Origin of the sequence: Aminobacter sp. Y103A (genome assembly GCF_030294925.1) — a bacterium.
Classification (GTDB): Bacteria; Pseudomonadota; Alphaproteobacteria; order Rhizobiales; family Rhizobiaceae; genus Aminobacter; species Aminobacter ciceronei.
Map to the genome: position 1 here is coordinate 5,578,556 of NZ_AP017986.1, position 19,665 is coordinate 5,598,220.

Genomic DNA, 19,665 nt, shown 5'->3' on the forward strand with positions numbered 1-19,665 from the left:
CATGTTCAAGAAAATCCTCATCGCCAATCGTGGCGAGATCGCCTGCCGGGTCATCAAGACGGCCCAGAAGCTTGGTATCGCAACGGTCGCGGTCTATTCCGACGCCGACCGCGAGGCCTTGCATGTGAAGATGGCCGACGAGGCCGTCCATATCGGACCGGCACCATCGAACCAGTCCTACATCGTCATCCAGAAGATCATCGACGCGATCAGGCAAACCGGCGCCGATGCGGTGCATCCCGGCTACGGCTTCCTGTCGGAGAACCCGAATTTCGCCGAGGCGCTGAAGGGCGAGGGCGTCGCCTTCATCGGTCCGCCGCCGGTTGCCATCGAAGCGATGGGCGACAAGATCACCTCGAAGAAGATCGCGGCCTCCGCCGGCGTCAACACCGTGCCCGGCCATATGGGCCTGATCGAGGATGCCGAGGAGGCGGTCAAGATCGCCAATTCGATCGGTTATCCCGTCATGATCAAGGCCTCCGCCGGCGGCGGCGGCAAGGGCATGCGCATTGCCTGGAACGACGCCGAGGCGCGCGAGGGTTTCCAGTCGTCCAGGAACGAGGCCAAGTCCTCCTTCGGCGACGACCGCATCTTCATCGAAAAATTCGTTACCCAGCCGCGTCACATCGAGATCCAGGTGCTGGGCGACCAGCACGGCAACCTTGTCTATCTCGGCGAGCGCGAATGTTCGATCCAGCGCCGCAACCAGAAGGTCATCGAGGAGGCGCCGTCGCCCTTCCTCGACGCCGCCACCCGCAAGGCAATGGGCGAACAGGCCGTGGCGCTCGGCAAGGCCGTCGGCTACTTCTCGGCCGGCACGGTCGAGTTCATCGTCGACGGCAACAGGAACTTCTACTTCCTCGAGATGAACACCCGCTTGCAGGTCGAGCATCCGGTGACGGAATTGATCACCGGCATCGACCTGGTCGAGGAGATGATCCGCGTCGCCGCCGGCGAGAAGCTTCGCTTTACGCAAGCCGACGTGAAGCTCAACGGCTGGGCCGTCGAAAGCCGCCTCTATGCCGAGGATCCCTACCGCAACTTCCTGCCGTCGATCGGCCGGCTGACCCGCTACCGCCCGCCGGTCGAGGGCAAGCGCGACGACGGCACCATCGTCCGCAACGATACCGGCGTCTTCGAGGGCGGCGAAATCTCGATGTATTACGATCCGATGATCGCCAAGCTCTGCACCTGGGCGCCGGATCGCCTGACGGCGGTCGAGGCGATGGGCCGGGCGCTGGACGATTTCGAAGTCGAAGGCATCGGCCACAATCTGCCGTTCCTCTCGGCGGTCATGGACCAGGAGCGGTTCCGCTCCGGCGCGCTGACCACCGCCTACATCGCCGAGGAGTTCCCCGACGGCTTTGCCGGCGTGGCACCCTCCGAGTCCGATGCCCGCAAGCTTGCCGCGGTGGCGGCACTTATCAACCAGTCCGTCCAGCGTCGCGGCACCCAGATCTCGGGCTCGCTCGCCAACCACCAGCGTCCCGTCGGCGCCGACTGGGTGGTCACCCTTGCCGGCTTCACCCTGCCGCTCCATGTCAGGGACGGAGCCGACGGCATGATGGTCGAATTCGACGACGGCACCACACTTGCGGTGTCGAGCGACTGGCTGCCAGGCCACCCGCACGCCAACTTTGCCGTCGATGGCACGTCCATCGGCGTGAAGGTGTCGCGGTCGGGCACAGGCTGGCGCCTGCGCTGGCGCGGCATGGACGTGGTGACCCATGTGCGCAGCCCGCGCGTCGCCCAGTTGGCCAGGCTGATGCCGGTCAAGCTGCCGCCGGATACCTCGAAGATGCTGCTCTGCCCGATGCCGGGCGTGGTGACGTCGATCCTCGTCAAGCAAGGCGACACCGTCGAGGCCGGCCAGTCGCTGGCAACCGTCGAGGCGATGAAAATGGAAAACGTGCTGCGCGCCGAGCGCAAGGGCACGGTCAAGCGCGTGGCGGCGACAGCGGGCGAAAGCCTCGCAGTCGACGAGCTGATCATGGAGTTCGAGTGATGGCGCCTAGCGCCTCTTCAGACTGCTTAGGGTCGATCCGCAAAGTGGACACGATCGACCCCATCGTCGCACGTGCTCGACTTGGCACTCTTACCCCCACCCCGGACCTGCGGTCCGACCCTCCCCAGAAGGGGGAGGGTGAGCCCCGCGCCTGAGGAGGCCCCAATGACCGACAAACCAACAATTGATTCCTGGAAAAAACTCGCCGAGCGCGAGATCAAGGCATCGCCCGACACGCTGACCTGGAACACGCCTGAGGGCATCGAGGTCAAGCCGCTCTACACGGCGGATGATCTCCAAGGCATCGGCCATCTCGGCACGCTGCCGGGCATCGCGCCGTTCCTGCGCGGTCCACGCGCCACCATGTACACCGGCCGCCCCTGGACGATCCGGCAATATGCCGGCTTCTCCACGGCGGAGGCTTCCAACAACTTCTACCGCAAGGCGCTCGCCGCCGGCCAGCAGGGCGTGTCGGTCGCCTTCGACCTCGCCACCCATCGCGGTTATGACTCGGACCATCCGCGCGTCGAAGGTGACGTCGGCAAGGCCGGCGTGGCAATCGATTCCGTCGAGGACATGAAGATCCTGTTCGACGGCATCCCGCTCGAGCAGATCTCGGTGTCGATGACCATGAACGGCGCTGTCATCCCGATCCTCGCCAATTTCATCGTCGCGGGCGAGGAACAGGGCGTGTCGCGCGAGAAGCTGTCGGGGACCATCCAGAACGACATCCTCAAGGAGTTCATGGTCCGCAACACCTACATCTACCCGCCCGAACCCTCGATGCGCATAGTTGCCGACATCATCGAGTACACGGCCAGAGAGATGCCGAAGTTCAACTCGATCTCGATCTCCGGCTACCACATGCAGGAGGCCGGTTCGACGCTGGTGCAGGAACTTGCCTTCACCCTGGCCGATGGGCGCGAATATGTTCGTGCGGCGCTGAAGAAGGGGCTCAATGTCGACGACTTCGCCGGCCGGCTGTCCTTCTTCTTCGCCATCGGCATGAACTTCTTCATGGAGGCGGCAAAGCTGCGGGCGGCGCGCTTGCTGTGGTCGCGCATCATGACCGAGTTCGAGCCGAAGAAGGCCTCGTCGCTGATGCTGCGCACGCACTGCCAGACCTCCGGCGTGTCGCTGCAGGAGCAGGATCCCTACAACAACATCGTCCGCACCGCCTTCGAGGCGATGTCGGCGGCCCTCGGCGGCACGCAGTCGCTGCACACCAACTCCTTCGACGAGGCGATAGCACTTCCAACCGAGTTTTCGGCCCGTATCGCCCGCAACACCCAGTTGATCCTGCAGCATGAGACCGGCGTGACCAAGGTCGTCGACCCACTCGCCGGCTCCTATTATGTCGAGGCCCTGACCAACGACCTCGCCGAGAAGGCCTGGGCGCTGATCGAGGAGGTCGAGGCGATGGGCGGCATGACCAAGGCTGTCGCGAGCGGATTGCCCAAGCGGATGATCGAGGAGGCGGCGACCCGGCGCCAGGCCGCCGTCGACAAAGGTGACGAGGTCATCGTTGGCGTCAACAAGTACCGCCTCGAGCAGGAAGATCATCTCGATATCCTTGAGATCGACAATTCCGCCGTGCGCCTGTCGCAGATCGCCCGTATCGAGCGCACCCGCCGCCAGCGCGACCCGAAGCGCGTCGCCGAAACGATTGCCGCGCTGGAACAGGTCGCTCGCTCAGGTGAAGGCAACATCCTTGCCGCGGCCGTCGACGCGTCCCGCGCCCGTGCCACGGTCGGCGAGATTTCCGATGCCATGCGCCGCGCCTTTGGCGACCATGCGGCGGTGCCGGAAGTGGTCGAAAACGTCTATGGCAAGGCCTATGACGACGAGCCGGAATTCCAGACGTTGGTGTCGCGGCTCGAACAGTTTGCCGGCTCACTGGGTGAAAAGCCGCGTGTCATGGTGGCCAAGCTCGGCCAGGATGGCCACGATCGCGGTGCCAAGATTATCGCCTCGGCCTTTGGCGACATCGGTTTCGAGGTCATTGCCGGGCCGCTGTTTCAGACGCCGGGCGAAGCCGCAGACACGGCGATCGCCTCCAGGGTCCACGTCGTCGGCATGTCGTCGCTGGCGGCCGGCCACAAGACGCTTGCCCCACAGCTTGTCCAGGCTCTCAAGGCCAAGGGCGCTGCGGATATCATCGTGGTGGTCGGCGGCGTCATTCCGCGGCAGGATTATCAGTACCTGCTTGACCATGGCGTGTCGGCGGTCTTCGGACCCGGCACCAATGTGCTCGACGCCGCCCGCGCGGTGCTCGACCTGATGGAAGGCAAGCGCCGCAACCAGTGAGCGCCGCATCAGACAAAAGAGCCCGCTCGCGCGGGCCCTTTCTTTGCCGGTGTTATGACGCCTTTCGGCCGATGGAGACGTATTGGATGCCGTGGCGGGCGACGACTGCCGGGTCGTAGAGGTTGCGGCCGTCGAAGATGACGGCGGTCTTGAGCTGGTCGCGGATCAGCTCGAAGGACGGCGCCCTAAAATTCTTCCACTCGGTGGCGATCAAGAGTGCATCGGCGCCGCGCAACGCCGCCTCCTTGGTACCGCACAAGGTGAGGTCGTCGCGCTGGCCATAGATCTGCTGCGCCTCGTTCATCGCCTCGGGATCATAGGCCTGCACCCTGGCGCCGGCTTGCCACAGCGCCTCCATCAGCACCCTCGATGGTGCCTCGCGCATGTCGTCGGTGTTGGGCTTGAAGGCCAGACCCCAGAGCGCAAAGGTCTTGCCGGCAAGGTCGCCGTTGAAGTGGCTCTTCAGCTTGTCGAACAGCACCGCCTTCTGGGCATTGTTGCGCGCCTCGACCGAGTGCAGCAGCACCGGCTCGAAACCGACATCGCCGGCGGTGCGGATCAGTGCCCGCACATCCTTGGGGAAACACGAGCCGCCATAACCCAGCCCGGGATAGATGAAGTGGTAGCCGATACGCGGGTCCGAACCGATGCCCTTGCGCACCTCCTCGATATCGGCGCCGAGCAGCTCGGCCAGATTCGCCATCTCGTTCATGAAGCTGATCTTGGTCGCCAGCATGCAGTTGGCGGCGTATTTGGTGAACTCGGCCGAGCGCACGTCCATCACGATCATCTTCTCGTGGTTGCGGTTGAACGGTGCATAGAGCTCGCGCATCACCTCCTCGGCCGCTTCGCTGTCGGTGCCGACGATGATGCGGTCGGGCTTCATGCAGTCGGCGACCGCCGAACCTTCCTTCAAAAACTCCGGGTTGGAGACGACGTCGAAGCTTAGCTCCTCCCGGCCTCTCTGCTTGAGCGCAGCCGCAATCGTCTCGCGCACCTTGTCGGCGGTGCCGACCGGCACCGTCGACTTGGTCACCACGATCTTGGCACCCGCCATCTCGCGGCCGATGACATCGGCCACCGACAGCACATATTTGAGGTCGGCCGAGCCGTCCTCGCCCTGCGGCGTGCCGACCGCGATCATCTGGATCGCGCCATGGCGCACGGCCATCGAAGCGTCCGTCGTGAAGACGATACGCCCCGCCGCGTGGTTCTCGCGCACCAACGCCTCCAGCCCCGGCTCGAAGATCGGGATGAAACCCTGGTTCAGCCGCTCGACCTTGGCCGCATCGACGTCGACGCAGACGACGTCATGACCGACCTCGGCCAGAACAGCCGCCTGAACAAGACCGACATAGCCAATCCCAAATACTGTCAGATTCATGAAGCCAGATCCCGTTCGCGCCGTGCGTTTCGCACGCGCTTGATACAGGAATTTGACAGCGCGTAGAAGTTCAGACGGCTACGGAATGGCGCGCGGTGCCCTGGCCGAGATAGGCGTCGAAGACAGCCGCGATCGATCGAACGAACGGCTTGCCGCGTTCGCTGACGACGAAGCGGTTGCCGGCGCGCACGAAGACGCCGTCCCTGTCGTTGGCGGCAAGCAGCTCGGCCTCGGCAATGACGCCGCGGGCGCCATCGCCGAAACGGCTGAGCATCTCGCAGCGCGAGAAGGAAAAATCGCACATCAGCCGCTCGATCACCCAGGCACGCATGCGGTCGGCATTCGACAGGGCGAAGCCGCGCACCGCGGCCAGGCCACCGGCCAGCACGCGGCGTTCATATTCTCCCGTTGCCGGCATGTTCTGGACATAGCCATGTGGCAGAAGGCCGATCGACGAGGCACCGAGGCCGATCAGCGCGTCGGCCTGGTCGGTCGTATAGCCCTGGAAATTGCGCCGCAGCGTGCCCGCATGCGCCGCCACGGCCAGGCTATCCCCAGGCAAGGAGAAATGATCCATGCCGACGGCTTCGTAGCCGGCGTCCAGGATCAGCCGCGCGGCCACTTCCGACTGCGCCAACCGCGCCACAGCGTCGGGCAACAACGCATCGTCGATCATCGTCTGGTGCTTCTTCAGCCACGGCACATGGGCGTAGCCGAACAGCGCGATGCGGTCGGGTCGCAGCGACAGCAGCTTTTCCGTTGTTGCGGCGATGCTGTTGAGCGTCTGGTGCGGCAAGCCGTAGAGCATGTCGAGATTGACCGAGCGCACGCCGCGCGCGCGAACGGCGTTGACCACTGCCTTCGTCTGTTCGAAACTTTGCTCTCGGTTTATGGCCTTTTGAACCCGCTCATCGAAATCCTGCACGCCCAGGCTCGCCCGTGTCAGACCTACGGCCGCCAGCGCATCAAAACGCGCCTCGTCCATGTCGTTGGGATCGATCTCGACACTGATTTCGGCATCATCGGCAAAGCTGAACTTTTCGCGCAGCCGGCTGCCGAGCGCCATCATGTCCTTTGGTGTCAGCATCGTCGGCGAGCCCCCACCGAGATGCAAGTTGCGGACATTTAGCCGGCTTCCACACAGCGCGGAGATCGTATCGATCTCGCACTCCAGCGCCCTGAGATAACGTTCGACGGGATCGTAGCGACGGGTCTGCTTGGTATGGCAGGCGCAGAACCAGCACAGCCGGTCGCAATAGGGAACATGGATGTAGAGCGACGCACTCGCCCCCTTGGGCAACGCGCGCAACCAGCCACCATAGGTCGTCGAAGACACCGCCGCATTGAAGTGCGGCGCGGTCGGATAGCTGGTGTAGCGCGGCACCGGCGCTGCGTATTTCTCGACGAGGGTCCTGTCCATGATCGTCTCCATCAATTGCTGAAGCATGCTGCGGAGACGCCGGTATCGCCTTGACCTGGATCAAGCGAAGACCTGGATCAAGCAACGAGCTGGATCAAAAGCAACACAGGGCGATGGACACAATGACACGGTTCCTTTTGGCGGCCGCGATGCCTAGATTGGGCAAATCGGGGTGCTGGACGAAGAAATGGCCATTCGCCAGGACATTCACAATTCTGAAATACCGGCGTTGTGCCGCTCCTGCGAGGCGCGGCATCGCGGCGTTTGCGGTGCGCGCCGGAACAGCTTGTCGAGCTCAGCCGACACACCACCAAACGCAAGGTCGAGCCGGGCACCGTGCTGGTGTCGGACTCGGACACGATCGACAGCTACGCCAACGTGCTGGCCGGCGTGGTCAAGCTGGTCAAGACGTTGCCCGACGGCCGCCAGCAGATCGTCGGCCTGCAGTTCGCGCCCGACTTCATCGGCCGTCCGTTCAAGCAGGAGAGCTCAATCACGGCAGAAGCCGCAACCGCCGTCCGCGTCTGCGCCTTTCCCAAGACCTCGCTCGACCGTATGATCGACCAGGCGCCGGAGCTCGGCCACCGGCTGCATCTCCAGGCGCTCGACGAGCTCGATGAGGCACGCGACTGGATGCTGACGCTGGGACGCAAGACCGCCGCCGAGCGTGTCGCCTCGTTCCTTCACCTCATCGCCAGGCATGGCGACCCAGAGGCCGAGAGCGCGGGCGAAATCAGCTTCGACCTGCCGCTTACCCGCGCCGACATCGCCGATTTCCTTGGCCTGACCATCGAAACCGTCAGCCGCCAGCTGACCAAGCTGCGCAAGGACGGTCTGATCACGGTCGAAAACAACCGCCATATCACGGTCTTCGACTTGGACAGGCTGGAGCGACGCGCCAATATCTGAGCAGGCCGTCAACCGGCGGGCGCCAGAAGTGCCATGACATGGTCGCGCTCGAAAGCGACGTGCCGGCGCACCGCGCCGAAATAGCCTCGCAACATGAATCCGAGGGTTTCCGGACTGTCGGCCTCGCCCTGCCGCGCGGCAGAGCGCAAGGCGTCCCGCAACTCGGCGGCGTAGCCCTCATCCTCGAGATGTTCGTTCCTCAGTCGCTCGATGGTCTTGCCCGACTCGACGCTGTGGCCCAGACGCTGGCAAAAGCACGGAAAGATCCGCTGCTCCTCGAAGCGGTGGATTTTTGCCATTGTCGGCCCAAGCGCCCGCGCCGCCAGGATGCATTTTCGCCGGTCAAGCCCGTTGGGCAGTGAATCGGCAATCTCCTCAAGCCGATCGCACAGCGCAAGTTCGGCGGTATGGGCGCACCGCATCACCTCGACGGCCTCGCGCTCAGCACCATCCTGCGATCCGGCTTGCCTGTCATTGAGCGCGATCATTACCCAGAGGTTCCCTTTTTGAGGCCAAGGCTGGGCCGACACGGCCGGCTTGACCTTGATCCAGATCAAGGCGCGAGCCGCCAATGTCATGGATGTGTCCGGTCTGGCGTCGGCAGAAACCGTCGGCGCGCGACCATAGTCGGGGATCGCTCATGAAATATGGAAACGAAATCGTCCTGCTGGCACTGGCGGCGTTCGCCGCCTTGCTGGGCGCCGCCTTCGCGCAGGATAGCCAGTTCGGCGCTCATATGTGGGTGCTGTTCTTCGCCCTTGGCGGTGGCGCCACCGTCCTGCTGCGCACCGGCAACTACGCACCGGCCGCTGCCGCGCCCGCGGACAGCTCGCCCTACATGGACGGGCCAATACGCTACGGCGTTATCGCCACCGTGTTCTGGGGCGTCACCGGCTTCCTGGTCGGCGTCGTCGTGGCGGCCCAGTTGGCATTCCCCGATCTCAACATCGAGCCCTGGCTGAACTTCGGCCGCCTGCGCCCGCTGCACACCTCGGCAGTGGTCTTCGCCTTCGGCGGCAACGCGCTGATCGCGACCTCGTTCTACGTCGTCCAGCGCACCTCGCGGGCGCGGCTCTTCGGCGGCAACCTCGCCTGGTACGTGTTCTGGGGCTATCAGTTGTTCATCGTCATGGCGGCGACCGGCTATCTGCTCGGCATCACCCAGAGCCGCGAATATGCCGAGCCCGAATGGTATGTCGACACCTTCCTGACCATTGTTTGGGTCGCCTATCTCGCCGTCTTCCTCGGCACCATCCTGAACCGCAAGGAGCCGCATATCTATGTGGCCAACTGGTTCTACCTCGCCTTCATCATCACCATCGCCATGCTGCACGTGGTCAACAACCTGGCGGTGCCGGCATCCTTCCTCGGCTCGAAGAGCTATTCGCTGTTCTCGGGCGTGCAGGATGCGCTGACCCAGTGGTGGTACGGCCACAACGCCGTCGGCTTCTTCCTCACCGCCGGCTTCCTCGGCATGATGTATTATTTCGTGCCCAAGCAGGTCGAACGCCCTGTCTATTCCTACCGGCTGTCGATCATCCATTTCTGGTCGCTGATCTTCCTCTACATCTGGGCCGGCCCGCACCACCTGCACTACACCGCCCTGCCAGACTGGGCGCAGACGCTCGGCATGGTGTTTTCGATCATGCTCTGGATGCCGTCCTGGGGCGGCATGATCAACGGCCTGATGACGCTGTCGGGCGCCTGGGACAAGATCCGCACCGATCCGATCGTCCGCATGATGGTGTTGGCCATCGCCTTCTACGGCATGTCGACCTTCGAGGGCCCCATGATGTCGATCAAGGCGGTCAACTCGCTCAGCCACTACACCGAATGGACCATCGGCCATGTCCACTCCGGCGCGCTTGGCTGGAACGGCATGATCACTTTCGGCGCCATCTACTTCCTGGTGCCGCGCCTGTGGGGTCGTGAGCGGCTCTATTCGCTGCGTTTGGTGACCTGGCACTTCTGGCTAGCGACCCTCGGCATCGTCGTCTACGCCGCGGTCATGTGGGTTGCCGGCATCAGCCAGGGCCTGATGTGGCGCGAGTATGACGAGCAGGGCTTCCTGGTCTACTCCTTCGCCGAAAGCGTCGCGGCCATGGCGCCCTATTACGTCGTCCGCACCATTGGCGGCCTGATGTATCTCGCCGGCGCGCTGGTCATGGCCTGGAACGTCTACATGACGATCCGCGGCCACCAGCGCCAGGAAGAGCCGATGCCCACCTCAGCCCCCGCCCTCCAGCCTGCGCAGTAAGGAGCCCGAAATGGCACTGCTCGACAAACACAAGACAATCGAGAAGAACGCGACGCTGCTTCTGGTCGGCACGCTTCTGGTCGTCAGCATCGGCGGCCTGGTCCAGATCACGCCGCTGTTCTACCTCGAGAACACGATCGAGAAGGTCGAGGGCATGCGGCCCTATTCGCCGCTGGAGCTCGCTGGCCGCAACATCTACATCCGCGAGGGCTGCTACACCTGCCACAGCCAGATGATCCGGCCATTCCGCGACGAGGTCGAGCGCTATGGCCACTACAGTCTGGCAGCGGAGTCGATGTACGACCATCCGTTCCAGTGGGGATCGAAGCGCACCGGCCCCGACCTCGCCCGCGTCGGCAATCGCTACTCCAACGAATGGCATGTCCAGCATCTGGTCGAGCCGCGCTCGGTGGTGCCGGAATCGGTCATGCCGAGTTACGCCTTCCTCCAGGAAACGCCCTTGGCGGTGAAGACCATCAGCTACGACCTGATCGCCAACCGTCGTGTCGGCGTACCCTACAGCGACGAGATGATCGCCAGCGCCGATGCCGACATCAAGGCGCAGGCCGATCCGAATGCCGACACGTCGGGCGTACTGGCGCGCTATCCCAAGGCCAAGCTTGGCGACTTCGACGGCGATCCGGCAGCGCTGACCGAGATGGATGCGCTGGTCGCCTATCTGCAGATGCTCGGGACGCTGGTCGACTTCTCGACCTACGACCCGGCCACCGGCTACCGCTAGGAGATATGCGATGGACTACACGACGTTGCGGCATTTCGCCGACAGTTGGGGGCTGCTGGCGATGACTGTCTTCTTCATCGGCGCGGTTCTCTTCGCCCTTCGCCCCGGCGGCAAGCAGGCCGCCGAGCGCGCCGCCCAAATCCCGCTCAAGGAGGACTGATCTGTGGGCGACAAGCACATCGACGAACTGTCCGGCGTCGAGACGACCGGACACGAATGGGACGGTATCACCGAGCTCAACAACCCGATGCCGCGCTGGTGGCTCTGGACCTTCTATGCCACCGTCGTCTGGGCGCTGGCCTACACCATCGCCTACCCGGCCTGGCCGATGATCAGCTCGGCGACGACAGGCGTGCTCGGCTATTCCAGCCGCGCCGACGTCAAGAACGAGCTGGCCGCAGCCGAACAGGCCAAGAGCGCCTATGTCCAGGCGGTCAAGGCGAAGAGCGTCGGCGAGATTCTGGCCGACGACAAACTGCGCCAGTTCGCCACCGCCGCCGGCTCTGCCGCCTTCAAGGTCAATTGTATCCAGTGCCACGCCTCCGGAGCGCAAGGCTCGCCCGGCTTCCCCAACCTCAATGACGATGAGTGGCTGTGGGGCGGCAGCATCGACCAGATCTACAAGACCATCGGCCATGGCGTCCGCTTCGACGGCGACGAGAACACCCATGCGTCCGAAATGCCGGCCTTCGCCGACATTCTCGAACCGAAACAGATCACCGAGGTCGCAGCCTATGTCGCGAGCCTGTCGGGCACGGCCGACACGCCGGAGCTTGTTCCGGGCGGTGCCAAGGTGTTCGCCGACAATTGTGCCGCCTGCCACGGCGACAACGCCAAGGGCAACAAGGAGCTTGGCGCTCCCGACCTGTCCGACGCCATCGCGCTCTATGCCTCCGGCCAGGCCGCCATTGCCAGCCAGGTGCGCCATCCCAAGCATGGCGTGATGCCAGCCTGGAGCGCCCGGCTCGGCGACGTCAACGTCAAGGAACTTGCAATCTTCGTCCATTCGCTCGGCGGCGGCGAATAACCCTCCATCGCCGACGGTCGATGGACGAAGGGTGGGGGAGAGGCCCGGCATCGCTGCCGGGCCTCTTTTTGCATTCGCTTGACCTGAATCAAGGTTCGCCGGGCACGGTCACGGCAAAAGCGAGATGAGACGCTGCCGAAGCAATGGCTTGGCGCCCAGCAGGAGACGAGAATGCTCGACGAGAGGCAGGTGGAGAGGCTCGAGGTCACGGCGGTCAACTCTGCCAAGACCCGCCAACCGCTCTACACCGCACGCCAGAAGGTGTTTCCCAAGCGGGCCTCGGGCCGGTTCCGCCAGTTCAAGTGGCTGGTCATGCTGGTCACGCTCGGCATCTATTATCTGACGCCATGGTTGCGTTGGGACCGTGGTCCCTTCGCGCCTGACCAGGCCGTGCTGCTCGACATCGCCAACCGACGCTTCTACTTCTTCTTCATCGAGATCTGGCCGCAGGAATTCTTCTATGTCGCCGGCCTGCTGGTCATGGCCGGAATCGGGCTGTTCCTTGTCACCTCTACCGTCGGCCGCGCCTGGTGCGGCTACACCTGCCCGCAGACCGTCTGGGTCGACCTGTTCCTCGTCGTCGAGCGCGGCATCGAGGGCGACCGCAATGCCCGCATCAAGCTCGACAGCGCGCCATGGTCGTTTGCCAAGATCTGGAAGCGCATGACCAAGCATGCGATCTGGCTGGTCATCGCGGTGGCCACCGGCGGCGCCTGGATCTTCTACTTCGCCGACGCCCCGACCCTGCTCGGCCAGTTCATCACCGGCGAGGCCGAAGCCGTCGCCTACATTACTGTCGGCATCCTGACCGCCACGACCTATGCCTTCGGCGGCCTGATGCGCGAGCAGGTCTGCACCTATATGTGCCCGTGGCCACGCATCCAGGCGGCGATGCTCGACGAGAACTCGCTGACCGTCACCTACAATGACTGGCGCGGCGAGCCGCGCTCGCGCCACGCCAAGAAGGCGGCCGCCGAGGGGTTTTCGGTCGGCGACTGCGTCGATTGCAATGCCTGTGTCGCGGTCTGCCCGATGGGCATCGACATTCGCGACGGCCAGCAGCTCGAATGCATCACTTGCGCACTCTGCATCGATGCCTGCGACGGTGTCATGGACAAGATCGGCAAGGAGCGCGGCCTCATTTCCTACGCCACGCTTGCCGACTACCAGTCCAACATGACAATCGCCATTGACCCCGCCACGAGAGCCATCGATCCCGCTCGTGTGCGCGATGCCGACGGCAAGCTCGACAAGGGCATTTCGCATTTCCACATCCGCCGGCTCTTCCGGCCGCGCACCTTCGTCTATGCCGGCGCGTGGGGCCTCGTTGGCCTTGGCCTGTTGATCGCGCTGCTTAGCCGCGACCGGCTCGACATCAACGTGCTGCAGGACCGCAATCCGCAGTATGTCGTCCTGTCCGACGGCTCGATCCGCAACGGCTACACCGTCAAGCTGCTCAACATGGTGCCCGAGCCGCGCAGCTTCGAGCTCAGCATCGAGGGCCTCCCCGGTGCGGTCATGAGCGTGGTCGGCATCGACCAGCAGGAGACGCGCTCGATCACCATCGAGGCCGAGCCGGACAAGCTCAAGACCGTCAGGGTCTATGTCCGCCAGCCGCGCGACCAACTCAGCCAGGGACAGGGCTTCTCGTTCGTCGTCGCCGACAGGGCGGGCGCCGAACGAGATGTCTACGCCGCAAAGTTCAACGTTCCGGAGACCTTGAGATGAGCACGCGCGCCATTCAGCCGAGAGCATTCACCGGACGGCATATGCTGGCCATCATGGTTGCCTTTTTCGGTGTCATCATAACAGTCAATCTGCTCATGGCGACCTTTGCCAGGACGAGCTGGACCGGGCTCGTCGTCCAGAACACCTATGTCGCCAGCCAGCAGTTCAACGAGCGCGTGGCCGAGCAGCGTGCTCAGGCAGCGCTGGGCTGGAAGGGCAAGCTCACCATCGTCAATGGCGAGATCCACTACAGCTTGACCGATGCCGCCGGCGCCCCGGTCGCGATCGACAGCGTGACCGCTTCCTTCCGCCGTCCGGCCTATGAAGCCGAAGACTGGCAGGTGTCCTTGCAGCGCGAAGCGGACGGCACGTTTTCCATCGCCACACCGCTGCGCGACGGCATCTGGATCGTCAGCACCGAAGCCTCGGTTGCGAACCGCGAGCCCTATCGCGAAGCGCGCCGGATCGTCGTTTTCGATGGAGCGGAAAGATGAATTGCTGCGGTCCAGAAGCCGAATTTGCCCTCAGCTTCAAGCCGGTTGCCGCAAGCGGACCGCCGCGCGAAGAACTGCTGCTTGCCAGTCGCGCTCTGCCAGGCAGTGCCAGGCAGGTCGAACTTTCCGTGCCAGGCGTGCATTGCGGCGCCTGCATTGCCAATATCGAGGCCACGCTCGGCAAGCTCGACGGCGTCGAGCACGCACGCGTCAACCTGTCGACGAAGCGTGTTTCAGTACGCTGGCGCGAGCACGCAGGCGTTCCCGCCATCTCGGAAGCCCTGGCGCGACTCGGCTACGAAAGCCATCTGTTCGAGCAAGGGGCCGATGACAAGGACGAGACGCTGGCCGAACTCATCCGCGGGCTCGGCATTGCCGGCTTCGCCGCCGGCAACATCATGCTGCTGTCCGTGTCCGTCTGGTCCGGCGCGACGGATGCCACGCGCGACCTGTTCCATTGGATCTCCGCGCTGATCGCCCTGCCCGCGCTCGCCTTTTCCGGTCGCATCTTCTTCCGCTCGGCCTGGGGCGCATTGCGCAACGGCCGCACCAACATGGATGTGCCGATCTCCATCGGCATCCTGCTCGCCTTCGGCATGAGCCTCTACGATACAGCCAACAGCGGCCCGCATGCCTATTTCGACGCCTCGGCTTCGCTGCTGTTCTTTCTATTGATCGGCCGTACGCTCGACCACGTCATGCGCGAGCGCGCCCGCGTCGCCGTCAAGGGTCTCGCGCGACTTGCGGCCCGTGGCGCGACCGTGCTGCAGGCCGGCGGCGCCAACGCCTACCTTCCGGTCCAGGAGATCGAGCCGGGCATGCGGATCCTTCTCGCCGCCGGCGAGCGCGTGCCTGTCGACAGCAAGGTGATCAATGGCCGCTCGGAGCTCGACTGCGCTATCGTCTCGGGCGAAAGCGTGCCTGTTGCGGTCGAGTCAGGTGCCGCCTTGCGTGCCGGTACACTCAACCTGACTGGAGCGCTGACAATCGAGGCAACGGCCAAGGCGCGGGATTCCTTCCTCGCCGAGATGGCGCGGTTGATGGAAGCCGCCGAAAGTGGCCGCGGCGGCTATCGCCGCATTGCCGATCGCGCCGCCGCACTCTACGCGCCCGTTCTCCACCTGACCGCCTTCCTGACCTTCGTCGCCTGGATGGTCGCCGACGGAAACTGGCACCAAGCTATCACCATCGCCATCGCCGTCCTCATCATCACCTGCCCCTGTGCGCTCGGTCTCGCCGTGCCGATCGTGCAGGTTGCCGCCGCGCGACGCCTGTTCGAGAACGGCATCATGGTCAAGGACGGCGCCGCCATGGAACGTCTGGCCGAGATTGATACCGTCGTCTTCGACAAGACCGGCACGCTGACGCTTGGTAGACCGAGGCTGGTGAACGCCCACGAAATATCAGCCGAGACGCTCACTTTGGCAGCCGCGATCGCACTCCATTCGCGCCATCCGATCTCACGCGCCCTCTCCGAGACCCAGGCCGCTATGCCTGCCAAGGATTGGCACTTCGACAGCGTCGAGGAAATTCCGGGCTTCGGCCTGGAGGCGCGGCTGGGCGCGGACACCTACCGTCTGGGCCGCTCAGCCTGGGCGCTGGATGATGCCGCCTCGGCCGTTGGCACCGTCCTCTCAAAGAACGGCGCCGAACTCGCCGCCTTCGCCTTCGAGGACAGATTGCGGACCGGCGCCGTAACGGCAGTTGCAGATTTGCGCGCCAAGGGCCTCTCCGTCGAAATCCTCTCCGGCGACCGCTCGGAAGCCGTGACTGCCGTGGCCAAGGCTCTCGGTGTCGAAACCTTCTCCGCGGGCGTGCTGCCAAACGGCAAGGTGGAGCGTCTCGAGGCACTCAAGGCAGAAGGCCGCAAGGTGCTGATGGTCGGCGATGGGCTCAACGACGCGCCGGCGCTGGCCGCCGCCCATGTCTCGATCGCCCCTGCCGGTGCCGCCGACATTGGCCGCAGCGCCGCCGACTTCGTCTTCCTGCGCGAGGGCCTTTCTGCCATTCCACTGGCCTTGGCCGCCTCCTGTGAGGCCAACAAGTTGATCCGGCAGAACCTGGTGCTTGCCGTCATCTACAATGCCGTCGCTGTGCCGATCGCACTGTTGGGCTACGTCACCCCACTGGTGGCGGCCCTGGCGATGTCCGGCTCCTCGGTCATCGTGATCGCCAACGGACTGCGGCTCAGCACCGGCAAACGCAGCGCGGCAGAGGCTGCCATCAGACCGGCAAAACCCTTCCCAGCCAAGGAGGTCATGGCATCATGAGCGGTCTCCTCGTCCTCCTGCCCATCGCGCTGTTTCTCGGCGCCCTTGGCCTCGCTGCCTTCCTGTGGTCGCTGCGCAGTGGCCAGTATGAAGATATGGATGGCGCCGCCGAACGCATCCTGGTCGACGACGACTAGCCTGACGACAAAATGGCTGCGACCGGACCCGGGCCTGTGCTAACAGGACGGCATGGCGCAGAAGAAAGCTCACGAAGTCGATTCCTGGCTGGCCCGGCCCGCTGCCGAAGCCGTCATCGTGTTGATCTACGGCCCCGACCGGGGCCTCGTTTCTGAGCGCGCTTCAGCCTTTGCCGCCAAGACCGGCCTGCCGCTCGATGATCCCTTCTCCGTCGTCAAGATTGACGCCGCCGATGTCGAGCGCGACAGCGGCCGTCTCGTCGATGAGGCCCGCACCGTGCCGATGTTTTCGCCGCGCCGGCTGATCTGGGTGCGCAACGCCGCTGCCCAGAAGAGCCTTGCCGACGACGTCAAGGCGCTGGCCGCCGACCCGCCGCGCGACGCCGTCATCCTGATCGAGGCGCAGGATCTCAAGAAGGGCGCGCCGTTGCGCACGATCGTCGAAGGCGCCTTTGCCGGCATGGCCCTGCCCTGCTACGCCGACGAGGCGCGCGATATCGAAAGCGTCATCGACGAGGAACTGCGCACCGCCGGCCTGAACATGGCCATGGACGCCCGCAACGCACTGCGCCGCAGCCTCGGCGGCGACCGCCTTGCGACACGCGGCGAGATCCAGAAGCTGACACTCTATGCCATGGGCAAGGGCGAGATCTCGCTCGAAGACGTCAAGGACATGACTGGCGATGTCTCGGCATTGTCGCTGGACGACGCCATCGACGCAGCCCTTGGCGGCAACATCGCCGAGTTCGACGCCGCTTTCACCAAGCAGTGCCAGACCGGCAGCCAGGCGGCACAGCTTCTCGCGACCGCAACCCGCCACCTCCAGAACATTCATCTGATGCGCGGCGAGATGGAAAATGGCGGCCGCAACGCCTCGGCGGTCGTCGCCGCGGCACGCCCCCCGGTGTTCTTCTCCCGCCGCCGGGCCGTGGAAAAGACCTTATCGAGCTGGAGCGCGGCAGCGCTGACCCGCGCATTGACACGGCTGCAATCGACAACGCTGCAGACGCGGCGCCGGCCCGACCTTGCGGTTGCGCTGGCGCGCCAGGCGATGCTCGGCATCGCCGTCGAAGGCGCCCGCCTCTCCTCCGGCCGGCGCTAAAGAACGCCGTCGCACGTCTCGTTCTAATACAGTCCGAACGAAATCGGCTGCATGCCTTTCCCGGATTTGCTGCAAACGCAAAAAAAACGCCGGCGCGAGGCCGGCGTTTTCAGACAAGAGTCAATAGAATCAATCAGATATGTTCGCTCTTCAGGCGACGGCACAAATCGTCAAGCTGTTCCAGCGAGCGGTAGCTGATGCGCAGCTCGCCGCCTTTTTCCTTGTGCGCGATCGAGATCTTCATGCCGACGACGTCGGTGAGAAGCTTCTCCAGCGCGATCGTGTCCGGATCCTTCTCGACAGGACGCGACGGCTGCTTTTCCAGCAGCGCATCGGCCGGAAGTTGCGCCAGCGCCTCGGCCTGGCGTACCGACAGGCCCTCTTCGACGATCCGCTTGGCCAGGCCCGCCGGGTCGGCAGCCGTGATCAGTGCCCGGGCATGACCGGCCGACAGCTCGCCATTGACCAGCATGTCGCGCACAACGTCAGGCAGCTTCAGCAGCCGCAGCGTGTTGGCGACATGGCTGCGGCTCTTGCCGATGACCTGGCCGAGATCGGCCTGGGTATAGTTGTGATCGTCGATCAGCTGCTGGTAGCCCATTGCCTCTTCAATGGCATTAAGATCGGAGCGCTGGACGTTCTCGATAATGGCGAGCTCAAGCGCCGTGCGATCGTTGACGTCGCGAACGATGACCGGAATCTCGTTGACGCCGGCCCGCTGTGCTGCACGCCAGCGGCGCTCGCCGGCGATGATTTCATAGTGCCCGGCCTGCGCAGCTGGCCTGACGACGACTGGCTGGACCAGGCCGTGCTCGCGGATAGACTGCGCCAGGTCGGCAAGTTCGGCTTCGCCAAAATGGCGACGAGGGTTGCGCGGATTGGGGCTGACGAACTCGATCGGCACCCGGCCGTCGGCCGGCGCCGCCGGCTTTTCCGGGACCGCCGGCTTGTCCATCTCGCCGATGAGAGCAGCAAGTCCCCGGCCAAGGCGCTTTCTGGAAAGGTCTTCGTTCATGTCTAGTCCAGCTTGTTTCGAGTCCGAATCGATTTATGCGGCCCGGAGTTTACGTTCGCGCCTGATGACTTCCGAGGCGAGCTGCAGATAGGCTTGGCTGCCCGAGCATTTCAGGTCGTAGAGGATCGCCGGCTTGCCATAGGACGGCGCTTCCGAAATGCGCACGTTGCGCGGGATCACCGTGTCGTAGACCTTTTCTCCCATATGGGCGCGCACATCCTCGACCACCTGGTTGGCCAGATTGTTGCGACCATCGAACATGGTCAGCACGATGCCCTGGATCGTCAGCTCCGGATTGATCGAGCGGCGTACCTGATCCACCGTCTCAAGCAACTGGCTCAAGCCCTCGAGCGCAAAGAACTCGCACTGCAGCGGCACCAGGACGGAATCAGCCGCGGCCATCGAATTCAGCGTCAAGAGGTTGAGCGAAGGTGGGCAATCGATCAGTACGTAACTGTAGCCGGCCGCCCGCTCAGCCGATGCCCGCAAGGCATTGCGCAGCTTCAAGACGCGATCGGGCGCCGAGGCGATTTCCATTTCGATTCCAAGCAGATCGAGCGTCGACGGAATGATCGACAGACCCGGCACTGCCGTTTCCATCGCCGCCTGTTCTATCTCCAGCTCGCCGGTCAGCACGTCATAGGACGACACGCTGCGGTCCTTGCGATCGATGCCGAGGCCCGTGCTGGCATTGCCTTGCGGATCGAGGTCGATAATGAGCACGCGCTCGCCGATGGCGGCAAGGGCGGTCGCCAGATTGATGGCGGTCGTCGTCTTGCCGACGCCGCCTTTCTGATTGGCGACTGTGATGATTCTAGGTGTGGTTTTCATGGCTCGACTGCTGTTTTCCGTCTCGTCACAGCGCGGC

Annotated in this window: 16 protein-coding genes and 1 pseudogene; 12 read left to right on the forward strand and 5 right to left on the reverse strand. The window is 64.2% G+C overall.

Annotation, left to right across the window (positions count from 1 at the left end; genetic code table 11):
• The first annotated feature begins 1 nt into the window (after position 1).
• Positions 2-2,005 carry an acetyl-CoA carboxylase biotin carboxylase subunit gene (locus Amn_RS27430; protein ID WP_286294166.1) on the forward strand — a complete coding sequence of 668 codons (2,004 nt, stop codon included), beginning with the start codon at positions 2-4 and terminating at the stop codon, positions 2,003-2,005.
• 165 nt (positions 2,006-2,170) lie between these two features.
• Positions 2,171-4,312 carry a methylmalonyl-CoA mutase gene (gene scpA / locus Amn_RS27435; RefSeq protein ID WP_067955833.1) on the forward strand — a complete coding sequence of 714 codons (2,142 nt, stop codon included), beginning with the start codon at positions 2,171-2,173 and terminating at the stop codon, positions 4,310-4,312.
• A 52-nt stretch (positions 4,313-4,364) separates the two neighbouring features.
• Here the strand turns inward: scpA and Amn_RS27440 are convergent, their stop codons facing one another.
• Both Amn_RS27440 and hemN read right to left on the reverse strand, forming a co-directional pair.
• Entirely contained in the window at positions 4,365-5,696 is a 1,332-nt protein-coding gene (locus tag Amn_RS27440) for a UDP-glucose dehydrogenase family protein (RefSeq protein WP_286294169.1), read from the reverse strand.
• 70 nt (positions 5,697-5,766) lie between these two features.
• Positions 5,767-7,116, reverse strand: coding sequence for an oxygen-independent coproporphyrinogen III oxidase (gene hemN / locus Amn_RS27445; protein ID WP_263005598.1), 1,350 nt, complete (start codon positions 7,114-7,116; stop codon positions 5,767-5,769).
• A gap of 187 nt (positions 7,117-7,303) precedes the next feature.
• Here hemN and Amn_RS27450 point away from each other — a divergent pair.
• Positions 7,304-8,025 (forward strand): annotated as a pseudogene (locus Amn_RS27450) (Crp/Fnr family transcriptional regulator).
• A gap of 8 nt (positions 8,026-8,033) precedes the next feature.
• Here the strand turns inward: Amn_RS27450 and Amn_RS27455 are convergent.
• Positions 8,034-8,603: a hemerythrin domain-containing protein gene (locus tag Amn_RS27455; RefSeq protein ID WP_286294173.1), complete on the reverse strand. Its 570-nt coding sequence runs from the start codon at positions 8,601-8,603 to the stop codon at positions 8,034-8,036.
• Positions 8,604-8,665: 62 nt separating this feature from the next.
• Between Amn_RS27455 and ccoN the strand changes: the two genes are divergently transcribed.
• From ccoN to holA, 9 genes are all read left to right on the forward strand, one after another.
• The gene (gene ccoN / locus Amn_RS27460) at positions 8,666-10,282 is read left to right on the forward strand and encodes a cytochrome-c oxidase, cbb3-type subunit I (RefSeq protein ID WP_286294175.1); all 1,617 of its coding nucleotides are present in this window, start codon (positions 8,666-8,668) and stop codon (positions 10,280-10,282) included.
• Positions 10,283-10,292: 10 nt separating this feature from the next.
• Positions 10,293-11,024, forward strand: coding sequence for a cytochrome-c oxidase, cbb3-type subunit II (gene ccoO, locus Amn_RS27465; protein ID WP_286294177.1), 732 nt, complete (start codon positions 10,293-10,295; stop codon positions 11,022-11,024).
• 10 nt (positions 11,025-11,034) lie between these two features.
• Positions 11,035-11,184, forward strand: coding sequence for a CcoQ/FixQ family Cbb3-type cytochrome c oxidase assembly chaperone (locus Amn_RS27470; RefSeq protein ID WP_067955824.1), 150 nt, complete (start codon positions 11,035-11,037; stop codon positions 11,182-11,184).
• 3 nt (positions 11,185-11,187) lie between these two features.
• Positions 11,188-12,051, forward strand: coding sequence for a cytochrome-c oxidase, cbb3-type subunit III (gene ccoP / locus Amn_RS27475; protein WP_263005597.1), 864 nt, complete (start codon positions 11,188-11,190; stop codon positions 12,049-12,051).
• Between the two features lie 171 nt (positions 12,052-12,222).
• Positions 12,223-13,779 (forward strand): cytochrome c oxidase accessory protein CcoG, encoded by a 1,557-nt coding sequence (gene ccoG, locus Amn_RS27480; RefSeq protein ID WP_263005596.1) that lies wholly within the window; start codon positions 12,223-12,225, stop codon positions 13,777-13,779.
• Entirely contained in the window at positions 13,776-14,273 is a 498-nt protein-coding gene (locus tag Amn_RS27485) for a FixH family protein (protein WP_286294181.1), read from the forward strand. The genes ccoG and Amn_RS27485 overlap by 4 nt, the downstream gene beginning before the upstream one ends.
• The gene (locus Amn_RS27490) at positions 14,270-16,543 is read left to right on the forward strand and encodes a cation-translocating P-type ATPase (protein WP_286294182.1); all 2,274 of its coding nucleotides are present in this window, start codon (positions 14,270-14,272) and stop codon (positions 16,541-16,543) included. Before Amn_RS27485 ends, Amn_RS27490 begins: the two co-directional genes overlap by 4 nt.
• Complete coding sequence (gene ccoS, locus Amn_RS27495) at positions 16,540-16,680, forward strand: cbb3-type cytochrome oxidase assembly protein CcoS (RefSeq protein ID WP_067955816.1); 141 nt, start codon at positions 16,540-16,542, stop codon at positions 16,678-16,680. Before Amn_RS27490 ends, ccoS begins: the two co-directional genes overlap by 4 nt.
• A gap of 52 nt (positions 16,681-16,732) precedes the next feature.
• Positions 16,733-17,782, forward strand: a complete 1,050-nt coding sequence (gene holA, locus Amn_RS27500) for a DNA polymerase III subunit delta (RefSeq protein ID WP_067955814.1) — start codon at positions 16,733-16,735, stop codon at positions 17,780-17,782.
• 133 nt (positions 17,783-17,915) lie between these two features.
• On the opposite strand, the gene Amn_RS27505 is transcribed toward holA, so the two are convergent.
• Positions 17,916-18,797: a ParB/RepB/Spo0J family partition protein gene (locus Amn_RS27505; RefSeq protein WP_067955812.1), complete on the reverse strand. Its 882-nt coding sequence runs from the start codon at positions 18,795-18,797 to the stop codon at positions 17,916-17,918.
• 33 nt (positions 18,798-18,830) lie between these two features.
• The gene (locus tag Amn_RS27510) at positions 18,831-19,628 is read right to left on the reverse strand and encodes a ParA family protein (protein ID WP_067955810.1); all 798 of its coding nucleotides are present in this window, start codon (positions 19,626-19,628) and stop codon (positions 18,831-18,833) included.
• Positions 19,629-19,665 lie beyond the last annotated feature (37 nt).

Coding starts and splice junctions, on each gene's coding strand:
- hemN (WP_263005598.1), bottom strand. CDS start 7,116: ATGGACAGGACCCTCGTCGAGAAATACGCAGCGCCGGTGCCGCGCTAC.
- Amn_RS27440 (WP_286294169.1), bottom strand. CDS start 5,696: ATGAATCTGACAGTATTTGGGATTGGCTATGTCGGTCTTGTTCAGGCG.
- Amn_RS27505 (WP_067955812.1), bottom strand. CDS start 18,797: ATGAACGAAGACCTTTCCAGAAAGCGCCTTGGCCGGGGACTTGCTGCT.
- Amn_RS27455 (WP_286294173.1), bottom strand. CDS start 8,603: ATGACATTGGCGGCTCGCGCCTTGATCTGGATCAAGGTCAAGCCGGCC.
- ccoN (WP_286294175.1), top strand. CDS start 8,666: ATGAAATATGGAAACGAAATCGTCCTGCTGGCACTGGCGGCGTTCGCC.
- Amn_RS27510 (WP_067955810.1), bottom strand. CDS start 19,628: ATGAAAACCACACCTAGAATCATCACAGTCGCCAATCAGAAAGGCGGC.
- holA (WP_067955814.1), top strand. CDS start 16,733: ATGGCGCAGAAGAAAGCTCACGAAGTCGATTCCTGGCTGGCCCGGCCC.
- Amn_RS27470 (WP_067955824.1), top strand. CDS start 11,035: ATGGACTACACGACGTTGCGGCATTTCGCCGACAGTTGGGGGCTGCTG.
- ccoO (WP_286294177.1), top strand. CDS start 10,293: ATGGCACTGCTCGACAAACACAAGACAATCGAGAAGAACGCGACGCTG.
- ccoS (WP_067955816.1), top strand. CDS start 16,540: ATGAGCGGTCTCCTCGTCCTCCTGCCCATCGCGCTGTTTCTCGGCGCC.
- ccoG (WP_263005596.1), top strand. CDS start 12,223: ATGCTCGACGAGAGGCAGGTGGAGAGGCTCGAGGTCACGGCGGTCAAC.
- Amn_RS27485 (WP_286294181.1), top strand. CDS start 13,776: ATGAGCACGCGCGCCATTCAGCCGAGAGCATTCACCGGACGGCATATG.
- Amn_RS27430 (WP_286294166.1), top strand. CDS start 2: ATGTTCAAGAAAATCCTCATCGCCAATCGTGGCGAGATCGCCTGCCGG.
- scpA (WP_067955833.1), top strand. CDS start 2,171: ATGACCGACAAACCAACAATTGATTCCTGGAAAAAACTCGCCGAGCGC.
- Amn_RS27490 (WP_286294182.1), top strand. CDS start 14,270: ATGAATTGCTGCGGTCCAGAAGCCGAATTTGCCCTCAGCTTCAAGCCG.